General features: G+C 72.5%; 22 protein-coding genes, 1 tRNA gene and 1 riboswitch. Of the genes, 17 read left to right on the forward strand and 6 right to left on the reverse strand.

What is annotated here, in order from left to right; genetic code table 11:
* Window positions 1-21: 21 nt before the first annotated feature.
* The 5 genes from FHY02_RS19030 to FHY02_RS19050 all read left to right on the forward strand — a co-directional run bounded on the left by FHY02_RS19030 (window position 22) and on the right by FHY02_RS19050 (window position 5235).
* Window positions 22-435 carry a (deoxy)nucleoside triphosphate pyrophosphohydrolase gene (locus FHY02_RS19030; RefSeq protein ID WP_183925258.1) on the forward strand — a complete coding sequence of 138 codons (414 nt, stop codon included), beginning with the start codon at window positions 22-24 and terminating at the stop codon, window positions 433-435.
* Window positions 434-631, forward strand: a riboswitch (cobalamin riboswitch). Its footprint overlaps the gene before it by 2 nt.
* A 111-nt stretch (window positions 632-742) precedes the next feature.
* Entirely contained in the window at window positions 743-2674 is a 1932-nt protein-coding gene (locus FHY02_RS19035; protein WP_311722065.1) for a TonB-dependent receptor domain-containing protein, read from the forward strand.
* 1 nt (window position 2675) lies between these two features.
* Entirely contained in the window at window positions 2676-3506 is an 831-nt protein-coding gene (locus tag FHY02_RS19040; RefSeq protein WP_183925193.1) for an ABC transporter substrate-binding protein, read from the forward strand.
* A complete protein-coding gene (locus tag FHY02_RS19045) occupies window positions 3503-4465 on the forward strand; it encodes an iron ABC transporter permease (protein ID WP_183925195.1) in 963 nt (320 codons plus the stop codon). Before FHY02_RS19040 ends, FHY02_RS19045 begins: the two co-directional genes overlap by 4 nt.
* Complete coding sequence (locus tag FHY02_RS19050; RefSeq protein ID WP_183925197.1) at window positions 4462-5235, forward strand: ABC transporter ATP-binding protein; 774 nt, start codon at window positions 4462-4464, stop codon at window positions 5233-5235. The genes FHY02_RS19045 and FHY02_RS19050 overlap by 4 nt, the downstream gene beginning before the upstream one ends.
* Before the next feature lie 11 nt (window positions 5236-5246).
* Here FHY02_RS19050 and FHY02_RS19055 read toward each other — a convergent pair.
* A tRNA-Cys gene (locus FHY02_RS19055) sits at window positions 5247-5320 on the reverse strand.
* A gap of 156 nt (window positions 5321-5476) precedes the next feature.
* Between FHY02_RS19055 and FHY02_RS19060 the strand changes: the two genes are divergently transcribed.
* Genes FHY02_RS19060 through FHY02_RS19070 form a run of 3 tightly spaced genes read left to right on the forward strand, consistent with a single transcriptional unit; the run spans window position 5477 to window position 8260 of the window.
* A complete protein-coding gene (locus FHY02_RS19060) occupies window positions 5477-6148 on the forward strand; it encodes a protein-L-isoaspartate O-methyltransferase (protein ID WP_183925199.1) in 672 nt (223 codons plus the stop codon).
* 13 nt (window positions 6149-6161) lie between these two features.
* Window positions 6162-7676 (forward strand): TolC family outer membrane protein, encoded by a 1515-nt coding sequence (locus tag FHY02_RS19065; RefSeq protein ID WP_260159336.1) that lies wholly within the window; start codon window positions 6162-6164, stop codon window positions 7674-7676.
* A 35-nt stretch (window positions 7677-7711) separates the two neighbouring features.
* Complete coding sequence (locus FHY02_RS19070; RefSeq protein ID WP_221198733.1) at window positions 7712-8260, forward strand: DUF2497 domain-containing protein; 549 nt, start codon at window positions 7712-7714, stop codon at window positions 8258-8260.
* Between the two features lie 218 nt (window positions 8261-8478).
* Here FHY02_RS19070 and FHY02_RS19075 read toward each other — a convergent pair whose 3' ends face one another.
* The 4 genes from FHY02_RS19075 to FHY02_RS19090 are packed head-to-tail and all read right to left on the reverse strand — an operon-like array spanning window position 8479 to window position 11420.
* The gene (locus FHY02_RS19075) at window positions 8479-9828 is read right to left on the reverse strand and encodes a HAMP domain-containing sensor histidine kinase (protein ID WP_183925202.1); all 1350 of its coding nucleotides are present in this window, start codon (window positions 9826-9828) and stop codon (window positions 8479-8481) included.
* Window positions 9829-9845: 17 nt separating this feature from the next.
* Complete coding sequence (locus FHY02_RS19080; RefSeq protein ID WP_183925204.1) at window positions 9846-10532, reverse strand: response regulator transcription factor; 687 nt, start codon at window positions 10530-10532, stop codon at window positions 9846-9848.
* A 10-nt stretch (window positions 10533-10542) separates the two neighbouring features.
* The gene (locus tag FHY02_RS19085) at window positions 10543-10902 is read right to left on the reverse strand and encodes a PDZ domain-containing protein (protein WP_183925206.1); all 360 of its coding nucleotides are present in this window, start codon (window positions 10900-10902) and stop codon (window positions 10543-10545) included.
* Window positions 10899-11420, reverse strand: coding sequence for a DUF1003 domain-containing protein (locus FHY02_RS19090; RefSeq protein ID WP_183925208.1), 522 nt, complete (start codon window positions 11418-11420; stop codon window positions 10899-10901). Before FHY02_RS19090 ends, FHY02_RS19085 begins: the two co-directional genes overlap by 4 nt.
* 145 nt (window positions 11421-11565) lie before the next feature.
* On the opposite strand from FHY02_RS19090, the gene FHY02_RS19095 reads away from it, so the two are divergent.
* The 6 genes from FHY02_RS19095 (at window position 11566) to FHY02_RS19120 (ending at window position 19492) form a co-directional block, all read left to right on the forward strand.
* Window positions 11566-11901, forward strand: a complete 336-nt coding sequence (locus tag FHY02_RS19095) for a hypothetical protein (RefSeq protein ID WP_183925210.1) — start codon at window positions 11566-11568, stop codon at window positions 11899-11901.
* A gap of 3 nt (window positions 11902-11904) precedes the next feature.
* The gene (locus FHY02_RS19100) at window positions 11905-12648 is read left to right on the forward strand and encodes an AcvB/VirJ family lysyl-phosphatidylglycerol hydrolase (RefSeq protein WP_183925212.1); all 744 of its coding nucleotides are present in this window, start codon (window positions 11905-11907) and stop codon (window positions 12646-12648) included.
* 101 nt (window positions 12649-12749) lie between these two features.
* Window positions 12750-13175, forward strand: a complete 426-nt coding sequence (locus tag FHY02_RS19105; RefSeq protein ID WP_409314213.1) for a DUF2147 domain-containing protein — start codon at window positions 12750-12752, stop codon at window positions 13173-13175.
* Entirely contained in the window at window positions 13168-15810 is a 2643-nt protein-coding gene (gene mprF / locus FHY02_RS19110) for a bifunctional lysylphosphatidylglycerol flippase/synthetase MprF (protein WP_183925214.1), read from the forward strand. Before FHY02_RS19105 ends, mprF begins: the two co-directional genes overlap by 8 nt.
* Window positions 15807-16034 (forward strand): hypothetical protein, encoded by a 228-nt coding sequence (locus FHY02_RS19115; RefSeq protein WP_183925216.1) that lies wholly within the window; start codon window positions 15807-15809, stop codon window positions 16032-16034. Before mprF ends, FHY02_RS19115 begins: the two co-directional genes overlap by 4 nt.
* A 143-nt stretch (window positions 16035-16177) precedes the next feature.
* Window positions 16178-19492 (forward strand): glycosyltransferase, encoded by a 3315-nt coding sequence (locus FHY02_RS19120; RefSeq protein ID WP_183925218.1) that lies wholly within the window; start codon window positions 16178-16180, stop codon window positions 19490-19492.
* A gap of 130 nt (window positions 19493-19622) precedes the next feature.
* Here FHY02_RS19120 and FHY02_RS19125 read toward each other — a convergent pair whose 3' ends face one another.
* Window positions 19623-21422, reverse strand: coding sequence for a DUF885 family protein (locus FHY02_RS19125; protein ID WP_183925220.1), 1800 nt, complete (start codon window positions 21420-21422; stop codon window positions 19623-19625).
* Window positions 21423-21540: 118 nt separating this feature from the next.
* On the opposite strand from FHY02_RS19125, the gene FHY02_RS19130 reads away from it, so the two are divergent.
* From FHY02_RS19130 to FHY02_RS19140, 3 genes are all read left to right on the forward strand, one after another.
* Window positions 21541-23598 carry an EAL domain-containing protein gene (locus FHY02_RS19130; protein WP_183925222.1) on the forward strand — a complete coding sequence of 686 codons (2058 nt, stop codon included), beginning with the start codon at window positions 21541-21543 and terminating at the stop codon, window positions 23596-23598.
* A 114-nt stretch (window positions 23599-23712) separates the two neighbouring features.
* On the forward strand, window positions 23713-24846 hold the full coding sequence (locus tag FHY02_RS19135) for a fumarylacetoacetate hydrolase family protein (RefSeq protein ID WP_183925224.1): 1134 nt from the start codon (window positions 23713-23715) through the stop codon (window positions 24844-24846).
* On the forward strand, window positions 24843-25595 hold the full coding sequence (locus FHY02_RS19140) for an SDR family NAD(P)-dependent oxidoreductase (RefSeq protein ID WP_183925226.1): 753 nt from the start codon (window positions 24843-24845) through the stop codon (window positions 25593-25595). The genes FHY02_RS19135 and FHY02_RS19140 overlap by 4 nt, the downstream gene beginning before the upstream one ends.

Below are 25595 nucleotides of genomic sequence, written 5' to 3' on the forward strand. Positions count from 1 at the left end.
TTAAGGATCGGTTCGATGACGATGCTGGTGGTCGCCGCGGCGCTGATCGACCCGGCAGGACGCTGCCTGATGCAGCAGCGTCCGGTCGACAAGCGGCACGGCGGCTTGTGGGAGTTTCCGGGCGGCAAGGTCGAGCCGGGCGAGGCGCCCGTGGACGCGCTGGTGCGCGAGCTCGCCGAGGAGCTCGCCATCGCGGTGTCGCCCACGGCGCTCGCGCCGCTGTCCTTCGCCGCCGATGCCGCGCCCGGCGCGCGTCCGCTGGTGATGCTGCTCTACGTCGCGCGCGCCTGGTCGGGTGAGCCGTGCCCGCTCGCCGCGGCGGCGCTGCGCTGGGACGTGCCCGCCGCGCTCGCCGCGCTGTCGATGCCCCCGGTCGACGTGCCGCTGCTCGCCGCGCTGCGCGAGTCGCTTGCCCGCGGCGACGCGCTGGCCTAGGGGCGCCGACGCGACAGGTTCCCCGCGAGGGGAAGTAAGAGGGAAGCCGGTAGCTTGGCTGCGATCCGGCGCTGCCCCCGCAACTGTGACCGGCGAGCCCTCTCCCGCGCGTGCCACTGGACCGATGGTCCGGGAAGGCCGGAGCCGGGGCACTGACCCGGGAGCCAGGAGACCTGCCCGTCGCGGTTGTCCTTCGCGCGGACGGGGTGTGCCGGGCGATCGAGGTCTTGTCCTCGCGTGACGACGATCGGGCGGCAGTGCCGCGGCACGGGGCCGCGCGTCCGCCCGCGACCGTGTGGGGGAAGACGTGACCATAGCCTATCGCCGCATCGCGACCGCGTTGCCACTGTTGCTGCTCGCGCCAGCAGCGCACGCGCAGAGCGCGCAATCGACCGAGGCGCTCGAGCAGGCGACCCGCGCGGGCGACGACGTGATCGTCACCGCCGCGCGCGCCGCGACGCCGGCCGACACCGTGGCGCAGGCGGTGACCGTGCTCGACACCGCGACGATCGAGCGGCGCCAGACGGTGGTGCTCGCCGATCTGCTGCGACAGACCCCCGGGATCGCGGTGGCGCGCACCGGCGGCGTCGGCGGCGTCACCTCGGTGTTCATCCGCGGCGCCGAGAGCGACCAGACGGCGGCACTGATCGACGGCGTGAAGATCAACGACCCGTCCGCACCCGGGGGCGGCTTCAATTTCGGCGAGCTGCTGGTTGGCAATATAGCGCGGGTCGAGGTGCTGCGCGGCGCCTCCTCGGTGCTGTGGGGCAGCCAGGCGATCGGCGGCGTGGTCAACATGATCACTCGCCAGCCGACCGACCGGCTGAGCGTCAACGCGCGGGCCGAGGGCGGTTCGATGGGCACTGGCCAGGCCTTCGCCAATGTCTCGGGTCGTGCCGGCGCGATCGCAGCGAGCCTGGGTGGCGGCTATTACACCACCGACGGCATCTCGTCCTACGCGCGCGGCAGCGAGCGCGACGGCTTTCGACACTATGGCGGCAACGCCAGTGTCACGGCGACGCTGGCGAGCAACGTCTCGGTCGACCTGCGCGGCTTCTATGCCAATGGTCGCACCGAGTTCGACGGCTTCCCGGCGCCGAACTACACCTTCAACGACACGCGCGAGTACAGCGACGCCGAGCAGTGGATCGGCTACGGCGGCGTCAACGTCGCGCTGTTCGACGGCGCGCTGCACAACCGGCTGGGCTATGCGCGGACCGATATCGCGCGCACCAGCTACGACCGTGATCTGACGCCGCGCGAGACGTACCGCTCGCAGGGGCAGAACCACCGGATCGAGTATCAGGGCGTTGCCGACCTCGGTGCGGTCGTGCGCGCGACCTTCGGCGCCGAGCGCGAGATCTCGCGGCTCTACACGCGCGGCTATGGTAGCACCGATCGCGGGCGGGCGCGGCTGTTCAGCCTCTATGGCCAGCTCGCGCTCACCCCGATCGAGGGAGTCACCGCGACCGGTGGCGTGCGCCACGACGACCATGACCGCTTCGGCGGCGCCACCGTCGGCGCGGCGAGCCTCGCCTGGACGCCCAACGACGGCGCCACCCTGCTGCGCGGGAGCTGGTCGCAGGGCTTCAAGGCGCCGACCCTGTTCCAGCTCAACGGCAGCACCGGCAACCCGAACCTGCGCCCCGAGCGATCCGAGGGGTGGGACGCGGGGGTGACCCAGCGCGCGCTCGATGGCGCTTTGGAGGCGAGCGCGACGTGGTTCCGCCGCGTCTCGCGCGACCTGATCAACACGCGCGCGTGCAGCCCCGCGGTGGACGGGCCGATCTGCGGCGCGCGGCCGTTCGGCATCTACGACAACGTCGCGCGCACCCGCGCGCAGGGGCTGGAGTTCGCGCTCACCTTGCGCCCGGTCGAGGCGGTGACCGTCGTCGCTGCCTACACTTATCTCGACGGCGAGAACCGCTCGCCCGGCGCGAGCTTCGGCCTGCCGCTGCTGCGCCGCCCGCGTGACAGCACCACCGTCAACGCCGACTATCGCTGGCCCTTCGGCCTCTCCACGGGGGTGACGCTCACCGCGGTCGGCGACAGCTACGACGTCGGCCAGGTGCGGCTCGACGGCTATGTCCTCGCCGACCTGCGCGCCGCGCTGCCACTGACGGAGAAGATCGAGCTGTACGCGCGGCTCGAGAATGCCTTCGACCAGCGCTACGTCGTGGCGGTGGACTATGGCAATCCCGGGCGCGCCGCCTATGGCGGGGTGCGGCTGCGCTACTGACATGGGCGCACGCGCTCCCCTTCTGCTGCTCGCGGCACCCGCTCTGGTCTCCGCCGCGACGCCGCGTGCGCCGCGCATCGTGTCGATCAATCCCTGCCTCGACGCGGTGCTGGTGCGAGTCGCCGACCCCGCGCAGATCGCCTCGATCAGCGCTTACTCGCAGGACGCGCGCTCCAGCTCGATCCCGCTCGCGCTGGCGCGGCGCTACCCGGCCAACGCCGGTACCGCGGAGGAGGTGGTGGCGCTGCGCCCCGACCTCGTCGTCGCCGGCGGCCATGTCGCCCCCGCGACCGTGGCCGCGCTGGCGCGGCTGCGCGTGCCGCTCGCGCAATTCGCGGTGCCCACGACGGTGGAGGAGAGCGTCGCCCAGGTGCGCGACCTCGCCGCGCGCGTTGGTCATCCGGCGCGCGGCGCGGCGCTGGCGGCGCGCATCGAGGCGGCGGCGCGACCGTCTCGGGTGACGCCGCTGCCCGCGCTGATCTTCGGCGCGGGCGGGCTGGTGCCCGGCGCGGGCACGCTGCCCGACGACCTGCTGACCCGCGCCGGCTTCCGCAACGCCAGCGCGACCTACGGGCTGGCGCGCTGGGACGTGCTGCCGCTCGAGCACCTCGTCGCCGCGCCGCCGCGCGTGCTCTTCTCGGTCGCCGCGGCCGAGGGCGCGGGTGGGGGCGGGGGCGAGCGCGCCGAGCACCATCCCGCGCTCCGCCGACTCGCGCCGCGGCTCATCACCTTGCCCTTGCCGGCGCGGCTGATGAACTGCGGCGGGCCGACGATCGTCGAGGCGATGGCGGTGCTGCGCGGCGCACGCACGCGGCTCGGGGAGCGTCGATGAGCCGCGCGACGCTCTGGCTCCTGCTCGCGCTGCTGCTCGCCGCGGCGGGCTCGCTCGCCGCGGGCAAGGTGTGGGTCCCGCTCGACGCCTGGACCAGCGCCGACCCGCGCTCGATCATCATCGTCGAGCTGCGACTGCCGCGCACGATCCTCGCGCTGATCGTCGGCGCGGCTTTGGGCGTCGCGGGAGCGGCGATGCAGGGCTATCTGCGCAACCCGCTCGCCGACCCCGGACTGTTCGGCGTCTCCTCGGGTGCGGCGCTGGGCGCGGTCTGCGCGCTCTTCTTCGGCTATGCCGCGCAAGCCTGGCTGCTGCCGCTCTTCGCGCTGGCGGGGGCGGCGGCGACGATGGCGCTGCTCGCGCTGATCGCGGGGCGCTCGGCCAGCCTGCTCGTGTTCACGCTCGCGGGCATGGTGCTGACGAGCCTCACCGGCTCGCTCACCGCGCTCGCGATCAGCCTGGCGCCGACGCCCTTTGTCGCCTCCGGGATCGTCACCTGGCTGATGGGCGCGCTGACCGACCGCAGCTGGGACGACGTGTGGCTCGCGCTGCCGCTGGTCGCGCTCGGCGTCGCGGTGCTGGCGCGTACCGCGCCCGCGCTCGACGCGCTGACGCTGGGCGAGACCGCGGCGCGCTCGCTCGGGGTCGAGCCGCGGCGGCTGCAGCGCGCGATCGTGCTGGGCGTCGCGCTCACCGTCGGTGCAACGGTGGCGACCGCGGGGGTGATCGGCTTCGTCGGGCTGATGGTGCCGCATCTCGTCCGGCCGCTCGCGCGCCACCGCCCCGGCGCGACGCTGTGGCCGAGCGCGCTCGCGGGCGCGCTGCTGGTGACGGTGGCGGACACGCTGGTGCGGCTGGTGCCCAGCGCGAGCGAGCTGCGGCTCGGCATCGCCATGTCGCTGCTCGGCGCGCCCTTCTTCCTCTACCTGCTGCTGCGGCTGCGCCGGCGGCTGGCATGAGCGCGCTGGCGACCGAGGCGCTGACGCTGTCGCTCGGCGGCCGGCGCGTGCTCGAGGAGGTGACGCTCACGCTCGCGCCGGGGCGGGTGACCGCGTTGCTCGGGCCCAACGGCGCGGGCAAGAGTAGCCTGCTCGCCTGCCTCGCCGCCCTGCGCCGCCCCGACTCGGGTGCGGCGACGCTCGATGGCAAAGACGTGACGGCGCTGCCCGTGCGCGAGCGCGCCCGCCGCATCGGCTTCCTGCCGCAGCAGGCGGACGTGCACTGGGACGTCGACGTGCGCGCGCTGGTGGCGCTCGGCCGGCTGCCGTGGCGCGGGCACGGCGCGGCGGGCGTTGCGGACCGCGCCGCGGTGGAGCGCGCGCTGGAGGCGACCGCGATGACCGCGCTGGCGGGGCGGCCGGTCGAGCAGCTCTCCGGCGGCGAGCGCGCCCGCGCGCTGCTGGCGCGCGTGCTGGCGGGGGAGCCCGAGTGGCTGCTCGCCGACGAGCCGCTCGCCAGCCTCGACCCGGCGCACCAGCTCGACGTCGGCGCGCGGCTCCGCGCGGTCGCGGCGGCGGGTGCGGGCGTGGTGCTGGTGGTCCACGACCTCAATCTCGCGGCACGGCTGGCGGACTCCGTGGTGCTGCTGCGCGCCGGGCGCGTGGTGGCGGCAGGCGACACTTCGGCGGTGCTGACGCCGGAGACGATCGCGGCGACCTATGGGGTGACGGTGGAGGTGGGCGTCACCGCTGGGGGCGAGCGATACATCGTGCCGGTGGGGCGGGTCTGAGCCGCTGCATCTGGAGGCGCGACCGGGAATCGAACCCGGGTGCAAGGATTTGCAGTCCTCTGCGTCACCACTCCGCCATCGCGCCTCGATGCCGTGGAGGCGCGCATCTGCGGGCAGCGGGGCCGGCTGTCAAGCACCGCCGCGCGGCAAAGTGTTTGGCGAAGCCGCCGCTGCGCGATACAAACCCGCCACGCGCAACGTGTGTTGCATTACTAAAACAGCTATGTCACAGGAACGTCCGATGACCGCCGCAGCCACCCTTCGTGACGACGACTTCACCGCGATGCGCCAGGCGATGGTGGCGAGCCAGCTGCGCACCGTCGCGGTGACCGATCCGCGTGTGGTGGCGGCGATGGCGGAAGTGCCGCGCGAGCGCTTCGTCCCCGCCGCATCGACCGCGATGGCCTATCGCGACACCGCGATCGCGCTGGGGCAGGGGCGCGCGCTCAACACGCCGCTCGCTACCGCGCGGCTGCTGGTCGAGGCGCGGCTGCGCGCGAGCGATCGCGTGCTGCTGATCGGCGCGGCGGCGGGCTATACCGCGGCGGTGCTGGCGCGGATCGTCGCCGAGGTCGTCGCGGTGGAAGAGTCGCCCGATCTCGCCGCGCACGCGCGCGCCGCGCTTGCAGACGAGCCCAAGGTGACCGTGGTCGAAGCATCGCTCGCGCAGGGCCATGCCACGGGCGCGCCCTATGACGTGCTGCTGGTCGACGGCGCGGTCGAGGAGCTGCCGTCGACTTTGCTCACCCAGGTCGTCGACGGCGGGCGCATCGCGACCGGGCTGATCGAGCGCGGCGTGTTCCGCCTCGCCGCCGGCGCGCACCGCGGCGCCGCGACCGCGCTGACGCCCTTCGCCGACATCGACTCCGTCCGCCTGCCCGGTTTCGCCAAACCGCGCGGCTTCACCTTCTGATCGAGGTATCCGCTTGCGCCGACGTTCGCTGCCGCTGCTCCCGCTGCTCGCACTGGCGAGCACGCCGCTCTCCGCGGAGACGCTGCGCGACGCCTTGGCCAAGGCCTATCAGAACAACCCGACGCTGACGGCGCAGCGCGCGGCGCAGCGCGCCAACGACGAGAACGTGCCGATCGCCCGCGCCGGCGGGCGGCCGGTGCTGTCGACCTCGACCGGACTCAACGAGAACCTGCTGCGCGGCGGCAACAGCTTCACCACGCCCGAGCGCCAGCTGAGCGCCTCGGCCGGGGTGACGCTGCCGATATACCAGGGCGGACGGGTGAAATACGGCGTCCGCGCCGCCGAGACGCGGGTCGAGGCGGGGCTGGCCAACCTGCGCGGCGTCGAGGCGAGCACCTTCACCGACGTGGTCGGCGCCTATAACAACGTGATCCGCGACGAGGCGATCGTCGCGCTCAACGCGCAGAACGTGCGCGTGCTGGAGACCAACCTGCGCGCCAGCCGCGACCGCTTCGAGGTAGGTGACCTCACCCGCACCGACGTGGCGCAGTCGCAGGCGCGGCTCAGCCTCGCGCGCGCGCAGCTTCAGTCGGCGCAGGCGACGCTGATCTCCAGCCGTGAGAATTACGTCCGGCTCGTCGGCGCTCCTCCGGGCACGCTCGAGCAGCCGCCCGCGCTCCCCAAGCTGCCGGACAGCGCCGATGCCGCGGTCGAGATCGCGCTGCAGGACAATCCCAACCTGCTCGCGGCGCGCAAGGTGCGCGAGGCGACCGACTATGACGTCAAGGTCGCGCGCGCGGGCCGCCTGCCGCAGCTCGGCGCCACGATCGGACAGAATTACTTCAACTATCTCGGCACGCTCGGGCGCGGCAACGCTGCGGGCCTGGGCGTCGGCCAGACCGGCACCGCCACCGCGATCGGCGCCTCAATCAACCTGCCGATCTTCCAAGGCGGACGTGTCGCGGCGCAGCTGCGCCAGGCGCAGGAACTGCGCGGCCAGGCGATCGAGCAGGCCACCGGCGCCGAGCGCCAGGTGGTGGCGCAGGCGCGCTCGGCCTATGCGGTGTGGCGCTCGTCGCTCGAGGTGATCGCCTCGGCCGAGGCGGCCGTCAACGCCAACAAGCTCAGCCTGGAGGGCGTCCGCGCGGAGAACAGTGTCGGCACGCGCACCATCCTCGACATCCTCAACGCCGAGCAGGAGCTGCTCAACAGCCAGGTGACGCTCGTCAGCGCGCGACGCGACGCCTATGTCGCGGGCTTCTCGCTGCTCGCGGCGATGGGCCATGCCGAGGCGGAGGACCTCGGGCTCGACGGCGGCGCGCTGTACGACCCGACCGTCAACTATCGCGCGACGCGCGGGCGCTTCAACGATTTCGCGCGCACCCGCGCGGCCGAGCCGGTCGCCGCCAGCACCGCCGCGATCGGTGCGCAGGACGCCACGGTCACCCGCGAGCTGGATCCTCTGCTCGAGAGCAATGTTGACAGATCACCCGCGTTGACGACAGGTGTGGACCGGCCGCGCCCTTGATCTAGCGCGGGAAAACACGCTGTGGGGACCAAGTGATGGCGGATCTGAACGCCGAGCCCTCGATGGAGGACATCCTCGCCTCGATCAAGCGCGTGATCAAGGAGGGCGAGGCCCAGCCGCCGCGCCGCCCCGCGCCGCGTCCGCTCGGCGGCCACGATCGCGACCATGTCCTTGAGCTCAACGACTCGCTTGCCGCGCCGACGCCCGCGCCCGAGCCCGCACGTTTCCCGGAGCAGCGCGCGGCCGAGCAGCGCGCGCCCGAGCCGCCGGCGCCGAGCTTCACTCAGACCGAGCCCAGCTTCGCGCCGCCGTTTGCGGCGGGCCCTGCATCGACGCCGGCAGCCAACGCGGCCGTGCCCGAGCCGGCAGTGTCGCCGGCGACGGTCGAGGCGACCCGGGGTGCGCTCGGCGCGCTGTCGCGGTTGGTGGTCAAGCCCGAGCCCGACAGCGACGGCACGCTCGAGGGGCTGGTGCGCGACATGCTGCGCCCGATGCTGAGCGACTGGCTCGATCACAATTTGCCGCGACTGGTCGAGCAGATGGTCGCGCGCGAGATCGCCAAGATCACCGCGGGTCAGGGATAGGCGAGAAGGGCCGGAGCAACGCCGCAGGAGGCGTAGAGCGCCAGGTCGGTAGGTCGCGACCTCGAGCCACCCTGCGTGCCCGGCGATGGCCGAGGCCCAGTTGCGAAAGAGGTCGTGGGTCTCATCGGCGTCCCGCATCTGAGCTCCGGCCTTCGGGCATGCCCGTTGCACGATCCCATCCGCCTCCTCGTCCCATCGGGTTACAGCCCGCGCTCACCTCACGACCGCAGCGGCAGCTCCAGCGCCACCATTAGTCCGGGCGCGGCGTCGTCGAGCGTGACGCTGCCGCCATGCAGCCGCGCCACCGCAGCGACCAGCGAGAGCCCCAGCCCGGCACCGTTGCCACCCCGCGCCTCGTCGACCCGGCCGAAGCGGCTCAGCGCGACGGCGCGATGCTCGGGCGCGATGCCGGTACCTTCGTCGGCGACGCTCACGGTAGCGGCATTCGGCGTCATCTTGAGCGACAGCGTGATCGTGCCGGCGCCATATTTCAGCGCATTGTCGATCAGGTTGCCGAGCGCCTGCGCGATCAGCTCGCGATGCAGCGGCAGCGTCAGCGGTTCCGGCGCGACCACACGGATGGCGCGGTCCGCATCCTCCGCGAGCGGCCCGTAGATCTCGGCGAGCTGCTCCAGCTCGTTGGCGAGGTCGACCGGCGCGAACGACTCGCGCCCGATGCCTGCCTCGGCGCGCGTGATGCGCAGTGCGGTCTCGACCAGCGCGAGCACGCGCTCGCCCTCGCCGAGGGCGCGGTCGACCGCCTCCTGCGCAGCGGGCTCACTGACCTGCGCCGCGGCGCGTTCCAGCGCCGAGCGCAGCCGCGTCAGCGGCGACTTGAGGTCATGCGCCAGCGTGTCGGTGGCGATCGTCAGCTCGCTGACCAGCGAGTCGAGCCGGTCGAGCGTGGCGTTCACCGCGTCGGCGAGCAGGGCGAAGGCGTCGCCGCTGCGATCGTCGGCGACGCGGCGCGAGAGATCGCCGCCGCGTACGGCCCGCAGCGTCGTCACCGTGTCGTCCAGTCGGGTGACGATCATCCGCGCTGCCAGCCAGGCGGCGAGCGCGGCGAAGGCGATCGCGAGCGACAGGGCCACCAGCATCGCCGCCTCGAGCAGGCGTACGGTGCGGCGCTCGCCCTCCACCACGCTGCCCGTGAGCAGCCGCGCGCCGCCCGGCAGCCGCGTCGCGCGTACCAGCATCGCCTCGGGCGCGTCGTGGCGGCGGCGGTACAGCTCTACCGCGATCGTGCCGTCGTCGGGGAAGATGTTGGGCGGCCAGGCGGAGAGATTGCCCGCCAGCCTGTTGCCCGCCGCGTCCGCCAGCAGCACCACCGCGCCAGCGCGGGCAGGGCGCGCGCCGCGCAGCTCGATCGCGCGCGCCAGCCCGGCGGTGCCCGCGTCGCTCTGGATCGCGAGCAGGTCCTGGCGCAACACCTCCTCGGTGGCGAGCGCGCGATCGTACACCTGGCCGCGCACGATCGCGCGCAGCGTCAGCAGCAGCGTCGCCGCCGCGGCCACTTGCAGCAGGAAGACGAGCGCGGCGAAGCGCGCCGTGGTCGAGCGCCAGTGCACCTCAGCGCGCGCGCATTTTAGGGATTCACGCCGAGCCGGTAGCCCGAGCCGCGCACCGTGTGGAGCAGAGGTCGCGCGAAACCCTCGTCGACCTTCTTGCGCAGCCGGCTGAGATGCACGTCGATCACGTTGGTACCGGGATCGAAGTGATAGTCCCACACGCCCTCGAGCAGCATCGTGCGCGTGACCACCTGCTCGGCGTGGCGCAGCATGAACTCGAGCAGCCGGAACTCGCGCGGTTGCAGCTCGATCGTCTTGCCGTCACGCTTGACCCGGCGCGCGAGCAGGTCGACCTCGAGGTCGTCGCAGCGCAGCACCGTCTCCACCGCCGGCGCGCTGCGGCCGCGGCGGACCAGCAGTCGGATGCGCGCGAGCAATTCGGCGAAGGCGAACGGCTTGACCAGATAGTCGTCGGAGCCGTTGGTGAGCCCCTTCACGCGGTCCTCGGGCGAGCCGAGCGCGGAGAGCACGATCACCGGCGTCTCGATGCCGGCGCCCCGCATCGCGGCGAGCACCGCCATGCCGTCGATGCCGGGCAGCATGCGATCGAGCACGACGCAATCGTAGCTGCCGTCTGTGGCGTGGAACAGGCCATCGCGCCCGTTATCGGCGCGATCGACCACGAAGCCTTCCTCGCTCAGCCCCTTGGCGACGAAGTCGGCGGTAGCGGCATCGTCCTCGATCAGCAGGATCTTCTGCGACACGCTCTTCCTCTCACCGCCCGCGGACCTCGATCGGCAGGTCGCGCGCGCCGCGCCGCACCACCAGCTTCACCCGCGGGTGTGTTGCCATTTCGCGCTGTACTTCCGCAAGCGTCGCGGGGGCGCGGCCGTCGACCCGCTCGACGAGATCGCCGACGAGCAGCCCGGCGCGCTCCGCGGGCCCGCCCGCGCGCAGGCTGGTCACCATCGGAATCACACCGCGGGGCGGCGCGGTGGCGACGAAGGTGGCCCCGACCGAGTCGCCGCGGGCGTGGTGGAGCTGGTGGACGCCGCGTAGCGCCAGCGCCGAGCCGAGCGCCGCGAGCAACGCGGAGGCGAGCACCGCACGGTCGAGCGGCTTAAGCCTCGTCATGATGCCGCCGGCCGGCGCTCGAGCAACTCGTCGAGCCGCGCCGCGACCATGTGCTCGATCATGTCGTGCAGCCGCAGGATGTCGAGCTCGGCGCGGAGATTGACCTCATAGTCGAGCCGCGCGGCGAGCCGATCCTTCGCCGCCTGACGGTTCTGGCTCATCATGATCACGGGAGCCTGGATCGCTGCCAGCGTCGACAGCATCAGGTTGAGGAAGATGAAAGGATAGGGGTCGAAGGCATGGCCGAGCCGCGGCAGCACGCCGCTGTTGAGCAGCATCCAGCCGATCAGCAGCAGCGTGAAGGCCAGGATGAAGCCCCAGGAGCCGCCCACTGCGGCGACTCGATCGGCGAGCCGGTCGCCGAGCGTCGCGGTCTCGTCGTCGACGTCGCCCGCGTCGCGCGCGATCGGCAGCCGCTCCTCGATCTTGGTAAGAACGCGGCGCTCCTCCGCGTCCAGCGCCGCCGGGGACTTGCCAAGCAGGCGGGCGGCGAAAGCGTGGACGGGGTGGCTGGCCATGCGCGACGGTCTCCGCTGACGCCGCGGCGCGGGGCGTCGAGCCTGTTGTGCCAGCGCACGGCTGTTCGAGCGATGAGCGTAAGATGACGAATCGCTAATGTTTTTGTCAGCGCGCTGGCAGGCGGCGGCGGGCAGGGCGGGGTTGATGGAGCCGCCGCTTACCCCCCGCGCCGCACTGGACGAGCGCATCTGCCGGCTAATCTGCCCAATCGCCTCGGCGATGGTGGGCGTCTGCCTCACCGGTATCGGGCTGCTCCACCTCGGGGTGGCGAGCGGCCGTCGCGCCGGCGTGGCGGACGACTTGCTCGCGATCGATTCGCTGCTGTTCCTGGTCGCGACGCTGACGTCCTATGTCGCGCTGCGCGGCGCCTCGTACCGGCGGCTGCACCTGATGGAGCAGCTCGCCGACGCCTGTTTCATCCTCGCCATGCTGCTGCTCACCGCGGCCTGCTTCGTCATCACCTACGCGCTGAGTGCCTGAGCCATGACCGACTTTCCCGTGCCGCCGCGTCGCCGCAACCCGCTCGGCGCGGCGCTCGCGCTGCTCGCCGCGGGGGGCCTGCTGGTGCTCGGCTATCTCGGCGAGCTCGGCTATTACAATCCCTCGATGTACCGGCTGGTGCCGGCGGCGACGGCGCCCTCGCCGGCGCAGCGCGGTATGGTGGCGGTGCTGTTTTCGGGCGACTCCGGCTTCGACGCGGGCATGACGCCGCACATCGGCCGCATGCTGGCGGCGCACGGTATGCCCGTGCTCGAGATCAACTCGCTCACCGCCTTTCGCGAGGGGCGCAGCCCCGCCGAGGCGGCCGCGCTGGTGGCGGAGGCGACTCACCGCGCGCTCGCGCTGCCGGGCGCCCACCGTGTGCTGTTGGTGGGCCAGTCGTTCGGCGCCGACATGCTGCAATATGGCGCGAGCCTGCTGCCGCTGCCGTTGCGCGCGCGCGTGCCGCAGCTGATCTTCGCGGTGCCGGGCGACACCTTGCTGTTCCGCGCCAGCCCGGGCGGGCTGTTCGACGGCCCGCCCGACCGCGCCGCGTTGCCGAGCGCGCGCCGCGTGGACTGGGCGCCCGTGCTGTGCGTCCACGGCGCGACCGAGGCCAACAGCCTGTGCCCGCGGTGGCGCCAGCGCAACGTGCGCGTCGTGACGCTGCCCGGCGACCATTACCTCAACCATGACCCGGATCGGCTGTGCGCGACGCTGTGGCAGGCCATCCGGCAGGGCGGCTGAGCGCCACATTACCGATAATTCAGTCGACGACGAGCCTCTCGCAATGCGCGCCGTCCTACACGGTCGCTCAAACAGAGCAGGGGATTGAACACGTGAGAAGCATGCGCGGGATGATGGCGACGGCGATCGCGGCGGCGATGGCGTTCGCGCTCCCGGTCGGGGCGGCGGCCGCTCCGGCGGCGAGCCCGCTGGGAACGTGGCTCAATCCATATGGATCGGTGGCGGTGCGGACGGGCGCGTGCGGCGACCGTCTGTGCGGCTGGATCGTCTGGGCCAGCACCGAGGCGCAGGCCGACGCGCGCGAGGGCGGTGTCACCGGGCTGATCGGCACCCAGCTGCTCGAGAATTACCGACCGACCTCGGGTGGCTGGGTCGGAACCGTCTTCGTCCCCGACATGGGCCGGCGCTTCTACTCGAAGATCGAGCCGGTCGGCAGCGACGGTCTGCGGGTGAAGGGCTGCATCCTCCACGGTCTCGTGTGCCGCTCGCAGCTGTGGCACCGCGTCGCGCAGCCGCCGCATGCCTGAGCTGCGCGCCCGCCTCGAACGCTATCGCACCCCCGCCACCGTGGCGGCGGTGGTCCTGTTGCTCGGGCTCGGCTTCGCCGCGATCGAGCGGCTGACTCGCGAGATCCGCCTCGCCGACGTCCGCGCGGCGATCCACGGCCTGTCGGGTACGCAGATCGCGCTGGCGCTGGGCTTCACCGCGCTCAGCTATCTGGCGCTGACGCTCTACGACACGATGGCGCTGCGCGTTATCGGTCGACCAATGCCCTGGCGCGTCGCCGCGCTGGGGTCGTTCACCAGCTACACGCTGTCGCACAATCTCGGGCTCGCGCTGCTCACGGGAGGGTCGGCGCGGTACCGAGTCTATACCGCCGCCGGCCTCGACGGCCCCGACGTCGCGCGCGTCGTTGGCATCGCCAGCGCGACCTTCTGGCTCGGCGTCGTCACCGTGGCGGGGGCCGCGCTGACGCTGCGCGACGGCCCGATCGCCCTCGCGGACATGACGCTGGGCGCTGCCGCGGCGCACGCGATCGGCGCCGCGGTGCTCGCGGGCGTCGTCACGCTGGTCGCCGCCTGCGGCATGGCGCGCGGGCCGCTCCGCGTCTGGCGCTTCACCCTGCCGCTGCCGAGCACTTCGCAGGCGATGGCGCAGATCGCGATCGCGCTGGTCGACACCGCGGCGGCCGCGGCGGCGCTGTTCGTGCTGATCCCGCACGCCCCGGTCACGCTGCTCCCCGCCTTCGTGCTGGCCTATGCGCTCGGCATCGTGGTCGCGCTGGTGACTCACGTTCCCGGCGGGATCGGCGTGTTCGAGGCGGTGGTGCTGGCGGTGGTGCCGGGCGACCGCGCCGCGCTGGTGGCGGCGCTGATCGCCTACCGCCTGGTCTATTACGTGCTGCCGCTCGCCCTCGGCGTGGCGCTGCTGGCGTGGCACGAGGGCCGCCGCCAGCACGGCGTGCCGCGACTGCTGCGCGACTCGAGCGCGCTGGCGAGCGAGGTGGCGCCGCTGGTGCTCGCCGCGGCGAGCTTCGCCGGAGGCGCGATGCTGCTGCTGTCGGGCTCGCTGCCCGCGCTGGCGCCGCGCATCGGCGCGCTCCACGCGCTGTTGCCGCTGCCCTTCATCGAGGCGAGCCACGTCGCCGCCAGCCTGGTCGGTACCGGGCTGCTGCTGCTCGCGCCTGGTCTGTACCGCCGGCTCGACGGCGCCTTCGTCGCCACGCGCGCGCTGCTGCTCGCCGGCGCCGCCTTCTCGCTCGCCAAGGGCATCGATTACGAGGAGGCCGCGGTGTGCCTCGCGCTCGCCGCGCTGCTGCAATGGACCCGCGGTGCCTTTTATCGTCGCACCGCGCTGACGCAGGCGCCGTTGTCGAGCGCGTGGCTGGTGGCGGTGGCGGTCGCGGTCGGGGTCGCCGCCTGGGTCGGTCTGATCGCCTATCGCCACGTGCCGTACGACGACGATCTGTGGTGGCATTTCGCGCTGCACGGCGACGCGCCGCGCTTCCTCCGCGCGACCCTGGCGGTCGCGGTGATGCTCGCCGCCGTGGCCATGTGGCGGCTGCTCGGGCCGGCGCGCAGCGTGCCCGACGTGCCCGCCGATCCCGCCGCGGTGGCGCGCGTGCTCGCGAACGCCGAACGCACCGACGCGATGCTGGCGCTGACCGGGGACAAGCGCTTCCTGCTCTCCGAGGACGGACGCGCGATGCTGATGTACCAGGTGCGCGGCACCAGTTGGATCATCATGGGCGACCCGATCGGCCCGGCCGAGACCTGGGGCGAGCTGTTGTGGCGCATCCGCGATCTCGCCGACCGCGCGCAGGGCCGGCTGCTGCTCTATCAGGTCACCGGGCTGGTGCTCGATCTCGCGATCGGCATGGGATTGCAGATCGTGAAGTATGGCGAGGAGGCGATCGTCGACCTGCCATCGTTCGTGCTCGACGTGCCGCGGCTGCGCTCGGTGCGCAAGGCGGAGCGCGCCGCTGCGCGCAAGGGTGCCGAGTTCCGCATCGTGCCCGCCGCCGCGGTGCCGGTGATCATCGACGAGCTCGCCGCCATCTCGGACGAGTGGATGCGCGCCAAGGGGCATAATGAGAAGGGCTTCAGCCTCGGCCGCTTCGATCGCGACTATCTCCGCCGCTTCGACATGGCGCTCGTCTGCGTCGAGGGCCGGATCGTCGCCTTCGCCAACCTGTGGCTGACCGAGGGGCGCAACGAGGCCTCGGTCGACCTGATGCGCCACCGCGACGACATGCCCGCGGGAACGATGGACTTCCTGTTCGTCCACCTGATCGACTGGGCGCGCGAGCGCGGCTACCGTCGCTTCTCGCTCGGGATCGCGCCGCTCTCGGGCATCGCGGGACGGCGGCTCGCCCCCGCCTGGGCGCGCGCGGCGGCGCTGATCTTCCACCACGGCGAGCGCTTCTACGGCTTCCGCGGGTTGCGCACCTACAAGGAGAAGTTCGCGCCGGAGTGGGAGCCGCGCTACATCGCCGCACCGCGCGGACTAGCGATGATCAAGGCGCTGCGCGACCTCTCGCTGCTGGTCGGCAAGCCATCCGCGGCGGCGACCCCGGCACCGCGCGCGGGCGGGATGATGGCGCGCTTCCAGGTGACGCCGCCGCGTCCGGTCGACGCCCTGCTCAACCTGGCCTCGTCGTGAGACTCGCGGGGCTGGGCGCGCGCGCCGGCGGTGACGCCGAGCCGCAGACCGAGGGCGGGGCCGAGCCGATGCCGGCGGACTGCCGCGCCGGACGCCATTTGCCCGCCCGCCGAGTGACGGTGGACGCCAACGGCGCCGCGCACGCGCGCTGCCGGCGCTGCGGCTGCGAGTTGACGCGGTTGCCCGCGATCCGGCGCTGGTACCGGTCGGGAGTATTGGGCTAGCGCGCTACGCCCGCCGGCGCGCCCTCCGCACCCGCCGAACCGGATCATGACGAACTTGTAAGCCTCGGCCCACGCAGCGATTATCCGTGCCGCGGTAGAGGACGATTGTTCCCGCGCGTCGCGCGCCCATGCAAGGCCAGCCCATGTCCGCCCCCGTCTTCTTCGATCCCACCGGTCGCCGCAGCCGCCGCTCCAAACGGGTGATCGCGGCGCTGCTGATCGCGGTGGTGGCGGCCGCGATCGCCTTCGCGACGACGCTGGTGGCGGTGCCGCGCGGGGTCGACCTGCGCCTGCCGCTGCCGCGCGCGCATGCCGCCGCGGCGCGCGGCGAGCAGCGCCGCCACGGTCTCGCCGCCTGGCTGCCGCACCGCCGCGCGGCGGGGAAGAGCGCCGCCAACGCCCCGCTCAGCATCGCCTTCTACGTGCCGGGCAACGACGACAGCCTCGCCTCCTTCCGCCGCAACGCCGCCGCGCTCGACTGGGTCGTGCCGGCGCTGGTCAGCGTTGCGGGGCCGCAGCATCGCGTCACCGTGGAGCGCGACGGCGCCTTCGAGCGCAGCCTCGCGGCGCTGCCGCACGCCCCCAAGGTGCTGCCGATGGTGCAGAACCTCGGCGAGGAGCAGTGGGACGGCAAGGGCAGTGCCGCGCTGCTCGCCGATCCGCGCGCACGGTCCCAGCTCGCGCAGCGGCTCGCCGCGTACGTCGCGCAGCGGCGTGCCGGCGGCCTCGTCATGGACTTCGAGTCGCTGCCCGAGACCGCGATGCGCCCCTATGTCGCCTTTCTGCGCACGCTCCACGCCGCCATGCCCAAGGGCACCACCCTCGCGGTGACCGCCCCCGCGGAGGACGACAGCTGGCCGCTCGCCGCGATCGCGCAGGCGACCGACAAGGTGATACTGATGGCCTATGACCAGCATTGGGAGGGCGGCACGCCCGGCCCGATCGCGGCGCAGGACTGGTTCATCCGCGAGGTCGAGGCGGCGCGGCGCGTCGTGCCCGCCGAGAAGCTGGTCGTCGCGCTCGGCAGCTACGCCTATGACTGGCACGGTGACTCGACCGACGCGCTGTCGATCGAGGAGGCATGGCTGGCCGCGCACGACAGCGAGGCGCCGATCAGCTTCGATCCCGCCAGCGGCAACGCCAATTTCGCCTATGATGAGGAGGACGGTCAGCGCCACGCCATCTGGATGCTCGACGCGGCGACCAGCTGGAACGAGATGCAGGTGCTGCGCCAGCTCAACATCGGCGGCGTCGCGCTGTGGCGGCTGGGCAGCGAGGACCAAGGCTTCTGGGCCGACCTCGTCGCGATGCGCACGGGTGGCCGCCCCGACCTGCGCCGTCCGGCCTCGCTGCTCAACACCGATATCGAGGGCTCGGGCGAGATCCTGCGCATCACGGCCACGCCCACGCCCGGCCAACGCACGCTGTTTGCCGACAAACAGGGGCTGATTCGCCGTGAGCGCTACGACGCGCTGCCGACCCCTTATGTCGTCCGCCGCGCCGGCGCCGCCGATCCGAAGAAGCTGGCGCTGACCTTCGACGATGGCCCCGATGCGACCTGGACGCCGCGTATTCTCAACGTGCTCGAGGCGGCGCGCGTGCCGGCGACCTTCTTCGTGATCGGCGGCAACGCGCTGCAGCATCCCGCTCTGCTCAACCGCATCGTCCGCGACGGCGACGAGATCGGCAACCACAGCTACACGCATCCGAACATGGCGCGGCTGGGGCCGCGTGAGACCGCGCTCGAGCTCAACGCCACGCAGCGACTGGTGCAGGCCTACACCGGCCGCTCGATGACGCTGTTCCGCGCGCCCTATTTCGGCGACGCCGAGCCGACCACGACCGACGAGCTCGAGCCCGCGCTGCAGGCGCAGCAGGCGGGCTATACGGTGGTCGGCCTCCACGTCGACCCGAACGACTGGCAGCGGCCGGGCGAGGACGCGATCGTCCAGCAGGTGCTCGATCAGGTCCACTCGGCCACCCCGGAGAAGTCGGGCAACGTGATCCTGCTCCACGACGGTGGCGGCGACCGGTCCGAGACCGTGGCGGCGCTGCCGCGCATCATCCGGCAGCTGCGCGGCGAGGGCTATACGTTCGTCACCGCCTCGCAGCTGGTCGGCGCCAGTCCGGCACAGGCGATGCCGCCGGTGGCGGAGGGCGACCTCTGGGCGGTGCGCACCGACGTGGCGGTATTCGTCGTGCTCGCCGCGCTGGCGGGGGCGCTGGCGTGGCTGTTCTACCTCGCCATCTCGCTCGGCATCGCGCGCGCGGTGCTGATGGCGGGGCTCGCCTGGGTGCAGGCGCGGCGCAAGCGGCCCGAGCCGCCGGTGTTCGCGCCGAGCGTCTCGGTGGTGATCCCCGCCTACAACGAGGAGCGCGTGATCGTCTCGTCGATCCAGCGTGTGCTGGCGAGCGACTATCCCCAGCTCGAGGTGATCGTCGCCGACGACGGCTCGAAGGACCGCACCAGCGCGGTGGTCCAGGCCGCCTTCGCGAACGACCCGCGCGTGCGGCTGCTCACCCTGGTCAACGGCGGCAAGGCGGCGGCGCTCAACCGCGCGCTGCTGTCGGCGACCGGCGAGGTGGTGATCGCGCTCGACGCCGACACGCAGTTCGAGCCGGCGACGATCCGCCGCCTCGCGCGCTGGTTCGCCGACGAGCGGATCGGCGCGGTGGCGGGCGACGCGCGCGTCGGCAATCGCGTCAACCTCGTGACGCGCTGGCAGGCGGTGGAATATATCACCGCGCAGAACCTCGAGCGGCGCGCGCTCGCGGGCTTCGACGCGATGACGGTGGTGCCCGGCGCGGTCGGCGCATGGCGGCGCGCCGCGCTGGACGCGGTCGGCGGCTATCCCGAGGACACGTTGGCGGAGGACCAGGACCTCACCATCGCGATCCAGCGTGCCGGCTGGCGCGTCACCTATGATCCGAGCGCGATCGCCTGGACCGAGGCGCCCGAGAGCTTCCGCGCGCTCGCCAAACAGCGCTTCCGCTGGGCGTTCGGCACGCTGCAATGCCTGTGGAAGCACCGCGCGGTGCTGCGCACGCGCAAGCCCTCCGGCTTGGCGCTGGTCGGGCTGCCGCAGGCGTGGCTGTTCCAGATCGCCTTCGCCGCGATCTCGCCGCTGATCGACCTGGCGCTGCTCGTCTCGATCGGTGGCACCGCGCTGCGCGTGGCGCAGCACGGCTGGGCGCAGACCAGCGGCGACGTCGCGCGCATGGGCGTCTACTGGGTCGCCTTCACCGCCATTGACGTGCTGTGTGGCTGGATCGCCTATCGCCTCGACGGGCATCGCGCGCGCTATCCCGCGCATCTGCTGGTGGCTCAGCGGCTGGTGTACCGCCAGATCATGTATTGGGTGGTGCTGCGCGCGATCGCGGCGGCGATCGGCGGCTGGCTGGTCGGCTGGGGCAAGCTCGAGCGCAGCGGGCGCGTGACGGCGGCTGGGGCGGCGTGAGGGCAGGCGCCGCCCGCCCAACGCAGCGCCATCCTGACCTTGTTTCAGGATCCACCGTGCCGCTGGAGCCTCGATCCCTGACTTCCCGGCACGGTAAATCCTGAGATGAGCTCAGGATGACGGCCGGGAATTACGACGCGCGCTCCCGCACGACTCGCTCGAGCACCGTGAGCGGCATCGCGCCGAGCCGCAGCACCTCGTGGAAGCGTTTGAGGTCAAAGCCCGGCTTCGCCTTCGCCTCGTCGCGCAGCCGGGTCCAGACGGTGTGGCCGATCTTGTAGCTGCACGCCTGGCCGGGCCAGACGGTGTAGCGGTCGATCTCGCCCTGGCTGCGCCCGCGCGCGATGCCGGTCGTGGCGATCAGATAGTCGGTCGCCTGCTCGCGGCTCCAGTGCTTGGCGTGCATGCCGCTGTCCACCACCAGCCGCGTGGCGCGGAACAGCAGCGACTGAAGGTAACCGACCTGGCCGAGCGGGTCGCCGTCGTACATTCCCATCTCGTCGGCGAGCTGCTCGGCGTAGAGCGCCCACCCCTCCGAATAGCCCGAGAAGAAGCCGCGGCGTCGAATCAGCGGGATGTCCTCGCTCTCCAGCGCGAGCATGACCTGGAGGTGGTGGCCCGGCACCGCCTCGTGATGCGTCAGCGTGGCGAGCCCGAACTTCGGCCGATCGAACGTGTCGCGCAGGTTGATATAGTAGATCGCGGGTCGCGAGCCGTCGAGCGAGGCGTTCTCGTAATAGCCCCCTGGCGCGCCCGCCTGGATCGAGGCGGGCACCCGCCGCACCTCGACCGGCGCCTTGGGCAGCGAGGCGAAGGCCTCGGGCAGCCGCTTCTGCATCGCCGCGATCTGGCGGGTGAGCTGCGCCAGCAGCGCCTCGCGGCCGGGATCGGTATTGGGGAAGAGCTGGTCGGGGCGCTTGTTGAGCGCGACCAGCCGCTCGCCGACCGTCCCCTGCGCCATGCCCTGCGCCTTGAGGATCGTGTCGATCCGGCCGGAGATCTCCGCCACTTGCGCGAGGCCGAGGCGGTGGATCTCGTCGCCCGACATCGGCACCGTCGTCGCCGCCTCGGCCGCGGCGGCGTAGTAAGCGTCGCCGTCGGGCAGGCGCCAGCAGCCCGCGTCGTGCGTGGCACGCGCGCGCAAGTCGGTGACGAGCGCGCGCTGCCGATCGAGCGCGGGGAAGACCTTCTCCGCCACGAGCGCGCGCGCCCGCGCGGCGCGCTCGGCCGGCAGACCCGCCGCGGCGAGCTTGGCGGCGAAGGCGACCACCGCGACGGTCTGCTCGGGCGCCTGGTCGCGGAAGGCGGCGAGCTGCCTGAGCGTCGTGTCGAGGATATAGTCGGGCGCGAACACGCCCCGCGCGGCGTCGGCGCGCTGACGCGCGGTGTCGTCCTCGATCGCGCCGGCGAGCGCCTCGACTCGCGCGAGATAGGCATCGGCCTCGGCGGCGTCGCGGACGCGGTGCTGCGACTCCAGGAAGTCCGGCACGTCGCGATAGGCGCCGGTCAGCTGGCTCAGAATATAGGGCGCGAACCGGCCCATCGTCGCACCGTAGCGGAAGCGCTCGCTGCCGCCGATGGCGCGGCTGAGCTGATAGGTGACGACGTCGAGGTCGAGTTGCGCCGCGGGCGACAGCGCGGCGCGATCGAAGCGCCGGAGTTCGGCGAGTTCCTGCCGCGCGCGGGCGAGCGCGCGCGCCTGGCCCGCGGTCGAGCCGTCGTCGAGCCGGCGTTTGAGCTCCGCGCGCGCGCCGCTGTCGAGCCCGAGCCGGGTCGCCTGCTCGGGACTCTCGTCGAGCCGCGCGTAGAAGAAGCGGTCGAGCGTCGCGCGCAGCGCGGCATCGCCGCCAGCCCGAGTCGCGGCCATCGCCGGCAACGCCGCGACGGCCGCAGCGGCGGTCGCACCGCCGAGGACATCTCGCCTGTTCATCAATAGCTTCTCCCTATGCCCCGCGTGTGTGCCGGGGCAGGACGGGGTAAGCAAGCGATCGACGCCGCTCATCATTGAGTAAGCCTTGCCGTATAATACGCTCGTCCCCGGAGGAGCTGTGCTGCCGACCTCGATCTCGACCCGTGTGATTGCCGCGTTCGGAACCGTCGTGGCGGTGGTGCTGCTGCTGCTCGCCGCCGGCTGGATGGTCGCGGGTGACGTGCGTCACGCCAATCAGGCGGTGCGGCGGCTGAGCGAGCGCCTCCGCGTCGAGGACGCGCAGGACCGCGCGCAGCAGCAGCTGCGGCTCGCGATCGGCGAGGTGACTCGTGCCGCCGAGCAGCCGCGCCCGATCACCCCGGCGCAATGGCTGCGCGTGCAGCAGGCGCTCGCCGGCTTCCGTGCGAGCTACAGGACGCCGGCCGAAGCGTCGTCCGCGCGCGACGCGGCGGCGAGCGACTTCGCGCGGCTCGCGGGCGAGCTGATCGCCGACGCGCGCGCCGAGCCGCTGCGGATCGCCCGCGACATGCCGCAGTTCCTCGCCGCGCTGCGCGTGCTGGAGCGCGAGCGCGCCGAGGCGCGGCGTCGGCTCGTCGATCGCATCGACGCCGCGGTCGCGCGCAGCTCGCGCGAGCTCTATGTCAGCATCTCGCGCATCGTCTTCGGCGTGCTCGGCGTGCTGCTGCTGCTGCTCGCCTCCTTCCTGTGGCTGCGACGCCAGGTGCTGCGCCCGATCGTCGCGATCGCCGACCAGCTGCGCCAGTTCGGGACGGTGGACGGCGAGGTGCGGGTCGAGGGGCGCGACCGTGCCGACGAGATCGGCGACCTCGCGCGTGGGCTGGGCGAGTATCGCGACGCGGTGGAGCAGCGCCGCCGTGCCGAGAAGCGGATCGAGTTCCTCGCGCACCACGACCTGCTGACCGCCTTGCCCAACCGGCTGCTGTTCGAGGAGCGGCTGGCGCAGGACCTCGCGCGCGCGACGCGTACCGGTCAGCGGGTCGCGGTGTTCGCGATCGATCTCGACGACTTTAAGTCGGTGAACGACCGGTTCGGCCACGCGGGCGGCGATCGCGCGCTCAACCGGGCCGCGCAGCTGCTGACCGGCTGCGTGCGTGCCGACGACATGGTGGCGCGCCTCGGCGGCGACGAGTTCGCGATCATCCAGGTCGCGCCCGATCAGCCGCGCGCGGCCGAAGCGCTGCTGATGCGGATCTTCCGTGCGTGTGACGTCACGGCGGGGGACGAGGTGCCCGTGCAGATGAGCGTCGGGGTCGCGCTCTCGGGCGCGGAGCAGGCGCGCGAGGAGCTGTACAATCTCGCCGACATGGCAATGTACCGCGCCAAGTCGGAGGGCCGCCACACCGCGCGCTTCTTCGACGAGGCGCTCAAGGAGGAGACGCGGCTGCGCTGGCGGCTGTCGCGCGACCTCGAGGGTGCGGTGGAGCGCGGCGAGATGTCGCTTGTGTACCAGCCGATGGCGGACGCGCGGACGCTGCGGGTGATCGGCTATGAGGCGCTGCTGCGCTGGCGCCACCCCGAGCTGGGCGACGTCCGCCCCGATCAGTTCATCCCGCTCGCCGAGTCGAGCGGTCGGATCGACTCGCTCGGCCTCTGGGTCGCGGACCAGGCGATGGCGGCGGCGCGCGGCTGGCCCGACCACGCGATCGTCGCGCTCAACCTGTCGCCGGTGCAGTTCCGCCAGGCCGATCTCGCCGCCGACCTGCTCGCGCTCGCGGAACGCCACGGGCTCGCGCCCGAGCGGCTCGAGTTCGAGGTCACCGAGAGCGCGACGCTGCTCGGTCACCGCCGTGACGACGTGCTCGGCGCCCTGCGCGCGCTGCAGGACCGCGGCGCGCGCATCGTCATGGACGATTTCGGGACCGGCTATTCCTCGCTCGGCAACCTGCGCGACTTCCGTTTCGACAAGCTCAAGGTCGACCGCAGCTTCGTCTCGGCGATGCTCGACCATGCGCCATCGGCCTCGATCGTGCGCAGCATCGCCGCTCTGGGCGAGAGCCTCGGCGTCCCCGTGGCGGCCGAGGGGGTAGAGACCGAGGAGCAGCTCGCGCTGCTGCGACGCTGGGGCTTCCCGCAGGTCCAGGGCTATCTGCTCGGCCGCCCCGAGCGGCTCGAAACGGTCTTGCGCTCGGCCGCATATGCGGGGATGATCGGCTAGCCTCGACACCCGCACCGCGGGGCCCCGTCGGGGCGCGTGGGCACCGTCTTGACACTTCCCTCGCAACCGTGTTGGTAGCGCTATCAAGGATAGCCGGTGAGTGGGGGAGAGGTGATGGCGCTCGAACAGGACGCGACGGCGTCGGGTCTGCCGCACGACTGGAAGGAAGGCCGCTTCGTCGGCCGCGCGGCGGCCGCCGAGGGTCCGATCCCGCTGCTCGTCGTGCATGGCGAGGCGTTCGACATGTCCGCGGTCGCGCCCACGGTGGCGATGCTGGTCGAGGCGGGTGACCTGTCCGCCGCGGGCGGTCGCTCGCTCGGGGCGCTCGACGCCGCCGGGCTCACGCTGCTCAGCCCGGTCGATCTCCAGTGCGTCAAGGCGTGCGGAGTCACCTTTGCGGTGTCGGCGATCGAGCGAGTCATCGAGGAGCGCGCGCGCGGCGACTGGTCCGCCGCGGCCGAGATCCGCGGGCGGCTGGAGTCGCGCGTCGGCGGCTCGATCCGCTCGGTCGTGCCGGGCACCCCGGAGGCGGCGGCGCTCAAGGCGGCGCTGATCGAGGACGGGCTGTGGTCGCAATATCTCGAGGTCGCGATCGGGCCCGATGCCGAGGTCTTCACCAAGGCGCCGGTGCTCGCCACGGTCGGCCCCGACGCCGAGATCGGCATCCGCTCCGACTCGAGCTGGAACAACCCCGAGCCCGAGGTCGCGCTGCTGGTTGACAGCCGCGGCACTGCGATCGGCGCGACGCTCGGCAACGACGTCAACCTGCGCGACTTCGAGGGCCGCTCGGCGCTGCTGCTCGGCAAGGCCAAGGACAATAACGCCTCCTGCTCGCTCGGGCCGCTGGTGCGGCTGTTCGACGACAGCTTCACGATCGACGACGTGCGCGGCGCCGAGGTGCGGCTGCGGATCGAGGGCGAGGACGGCTATGTCCTCGACGGCAAGAGCAACATGGCCGAGATCAGCCGCGACCCGCTCGACCTCGTGCGCCAGACGCTGTCCGAGCATCAATATCCCGACGGCTTCGTACTCTTCCTCGGCACGCTGTTCGCGCCGGTGCAGGACCGCGATGATCCCGGCCGCGGCTTCACCCACAAGGTCGGCGACCGCGTGACGATCGAGAGCGAGCGGCTCGGCCGACTGACGAACCGCGTGGTGACCTCGAAGGAGGCGGCGCCGTGGGAGTTCGGGATCGGCGGGCTGATCCGCAATCTCGCCGCGCGTGGGCTGCTGGGGCAGGCGGCGTGAGCGAGCGCGCGGTCTATCCGTCGCTGCGCGGCAAGAAGATATTGGTGACCGGCGGCGCCACGGGCATCGGCGCCGGGCTGGTCGAGGCGTTCGCGCGCCAGGGTGCCAAGGTGGCGTTCGTCGACGTCAACGCCGCCGCGGGGGAGGCGCTCGCCGCCAAGCTGGAGGGAGCGCCGCTGTTCCGCGGCTGCGACCTCACCGACGTCGCCGCTTTGCCCGCGATGGTGGACGAGATCGCGGTCGCGCTGGGCGGCCTCGACGTGCTGATCAACAACGCCGCCAATGACGACCGCCACACCATCGCCGAGGTGACCCCGGCCTATTGGGACGAGCGCATGGCGGTGAACCTGCGCCACCTCTTCTTCGTCGCCCAGGCGGCGGTGCCGCACATGAAGCGCGCGGGCGGGGGCGCGATCGTCAACTTCGGCTCGATCAGCTGGCATCTCGGCCTGCCCGATCTGGTGCTCTACCAGACCGCCAAGGCCGCGATCGAGGGGATGACCCGCAGCATGGCGCGCGACCTCGGCCGTGACAACATCCGCGTCACCACGATCGTGCCCGGCAACGTCCAGACGCCGCGCCAGGAGCAATGGTACACGCCCGAGGGCGAGGCCGAGATCGTCGCGGCGCAGTGCCTCGACGGGCGGATCCAGCCCGCCGACGTCGCCGCGTTGGCGCTGTTCCTCGCCTCGGACGACGCGCGGATGTGCACCGGGCATGACTATTTCGTCGATGCGGGCTGGCGCTGA

This window comes from Sphingomonas sp. BK069 (genome assembly GCF_014193405.1).
GTDB lineage: Bacteria > Pseudomonadota > Alphaproteobacteria > Sphingomonadales > Sphingomonadaceae > Sphingomonas.

Coding starts and splice junctions, on each gene's coding strand:
- FHY02_RS19030 (WP_183925258.1), top strand. CDS start 22: ATGCTGGTGGTCGCCGCGGCGCTGATCGACCCGGCAGGACGCTGCCTG.
- FHY02_RS19040 (WP_183925193.1), top strand. CDS start 2,676: ATGGGCGCACGCGCTCCCCTTCTGCTGCTCGCGGCACCCGCTCTGGTC.
- FHY02_RS19045 (WP_183925195.1), top strand. CDS start 3,503: ATGAGCCGCGCGACGCTCTGGCTCCTGCTCGCGCTGCTGCTCGCCGCG.
- FHY02_RS19050 (WP_183925197.1), top strand. CDS start 4,462: ATGAGCGCGCTGGCGACCGAGGCGCTGACGCTGTCGCTCGGCGGCCGG.
- FHY02_RS19060 (WP_183925199.1), top strand. CDS start 5,477: ATGACCGCCGCAGCCACCCTTCGTGACGACGACTTCACCGCGATGCGC.
- FHY02_RS19070 (WP_221198733.1), top strand. CDS start 7,712: ATGGCGGATCTGAACGCCGAGCCCTCGATGGAGGACATCCTCGCCTCG.
- FHY02_RS19085 (WP_183925206.1), bottom strand. CDS start 10,902: ATGACGAGGCTTAAGCCGCTCGACCGTGCGGTGCTCGCCTCCGCGTTG.
- FHY02_RS19090 (WP_183925208.1), bottom strand. CDS start 11,420: ATGGCCAGCCACCCCGTCCACGCTTTCGCCGCCCGCCTGCTTGGCAAG.
- FHY02_RS19095 (WP_183925210.1), top strand. CDS start 11,566: ATGGAGCCGCCGCTTACCCCCCGCGCCGCACTGGACGAGCGCATCTGC.
- FHY02_RS19100 (WP_183925212.1), top strand. CDS start 11,905: ATGACCGACTTTCCCGTGCCGCCGCGTCGCCGCAACCCGCTCGGCGCG.
- FHY02_RS19105 (WP_409314213.1), top strand. CDS start 12,750: ATGCGCGGGATGATGGCGACGGCGATCGCGGCGGCGATGGCGTTCGCG.
- mprF (WP_183925214.1), top strand. CDS start 13,168: ATGCCTGAGCTGCGCGCCCGCCTCGAACGCTATCGCACCCCCGCCACC.
- FHY02_RS19120 (WP_183925218.1), top strand. CDS start 16,178: ATGTCCGCCCCCGTCTTCTTCGATCCCACCGGTCGCCGCAGCCGCCGC.
- FHY02_RS19125 (WP_183925220.1), bottom strand. CDS start 21,422: ATGAACAGGCGAGATGTCCTCGGCGGTGCGACCGCCGCTGCGGCCGTC.
- FHY02_RS19135 (WP_183925224.1), top strand. CDS start 23,713: ATGGCGCTCGAACAGGACGCGACGGCGTCGGGTCTGCCGCACGACTGG.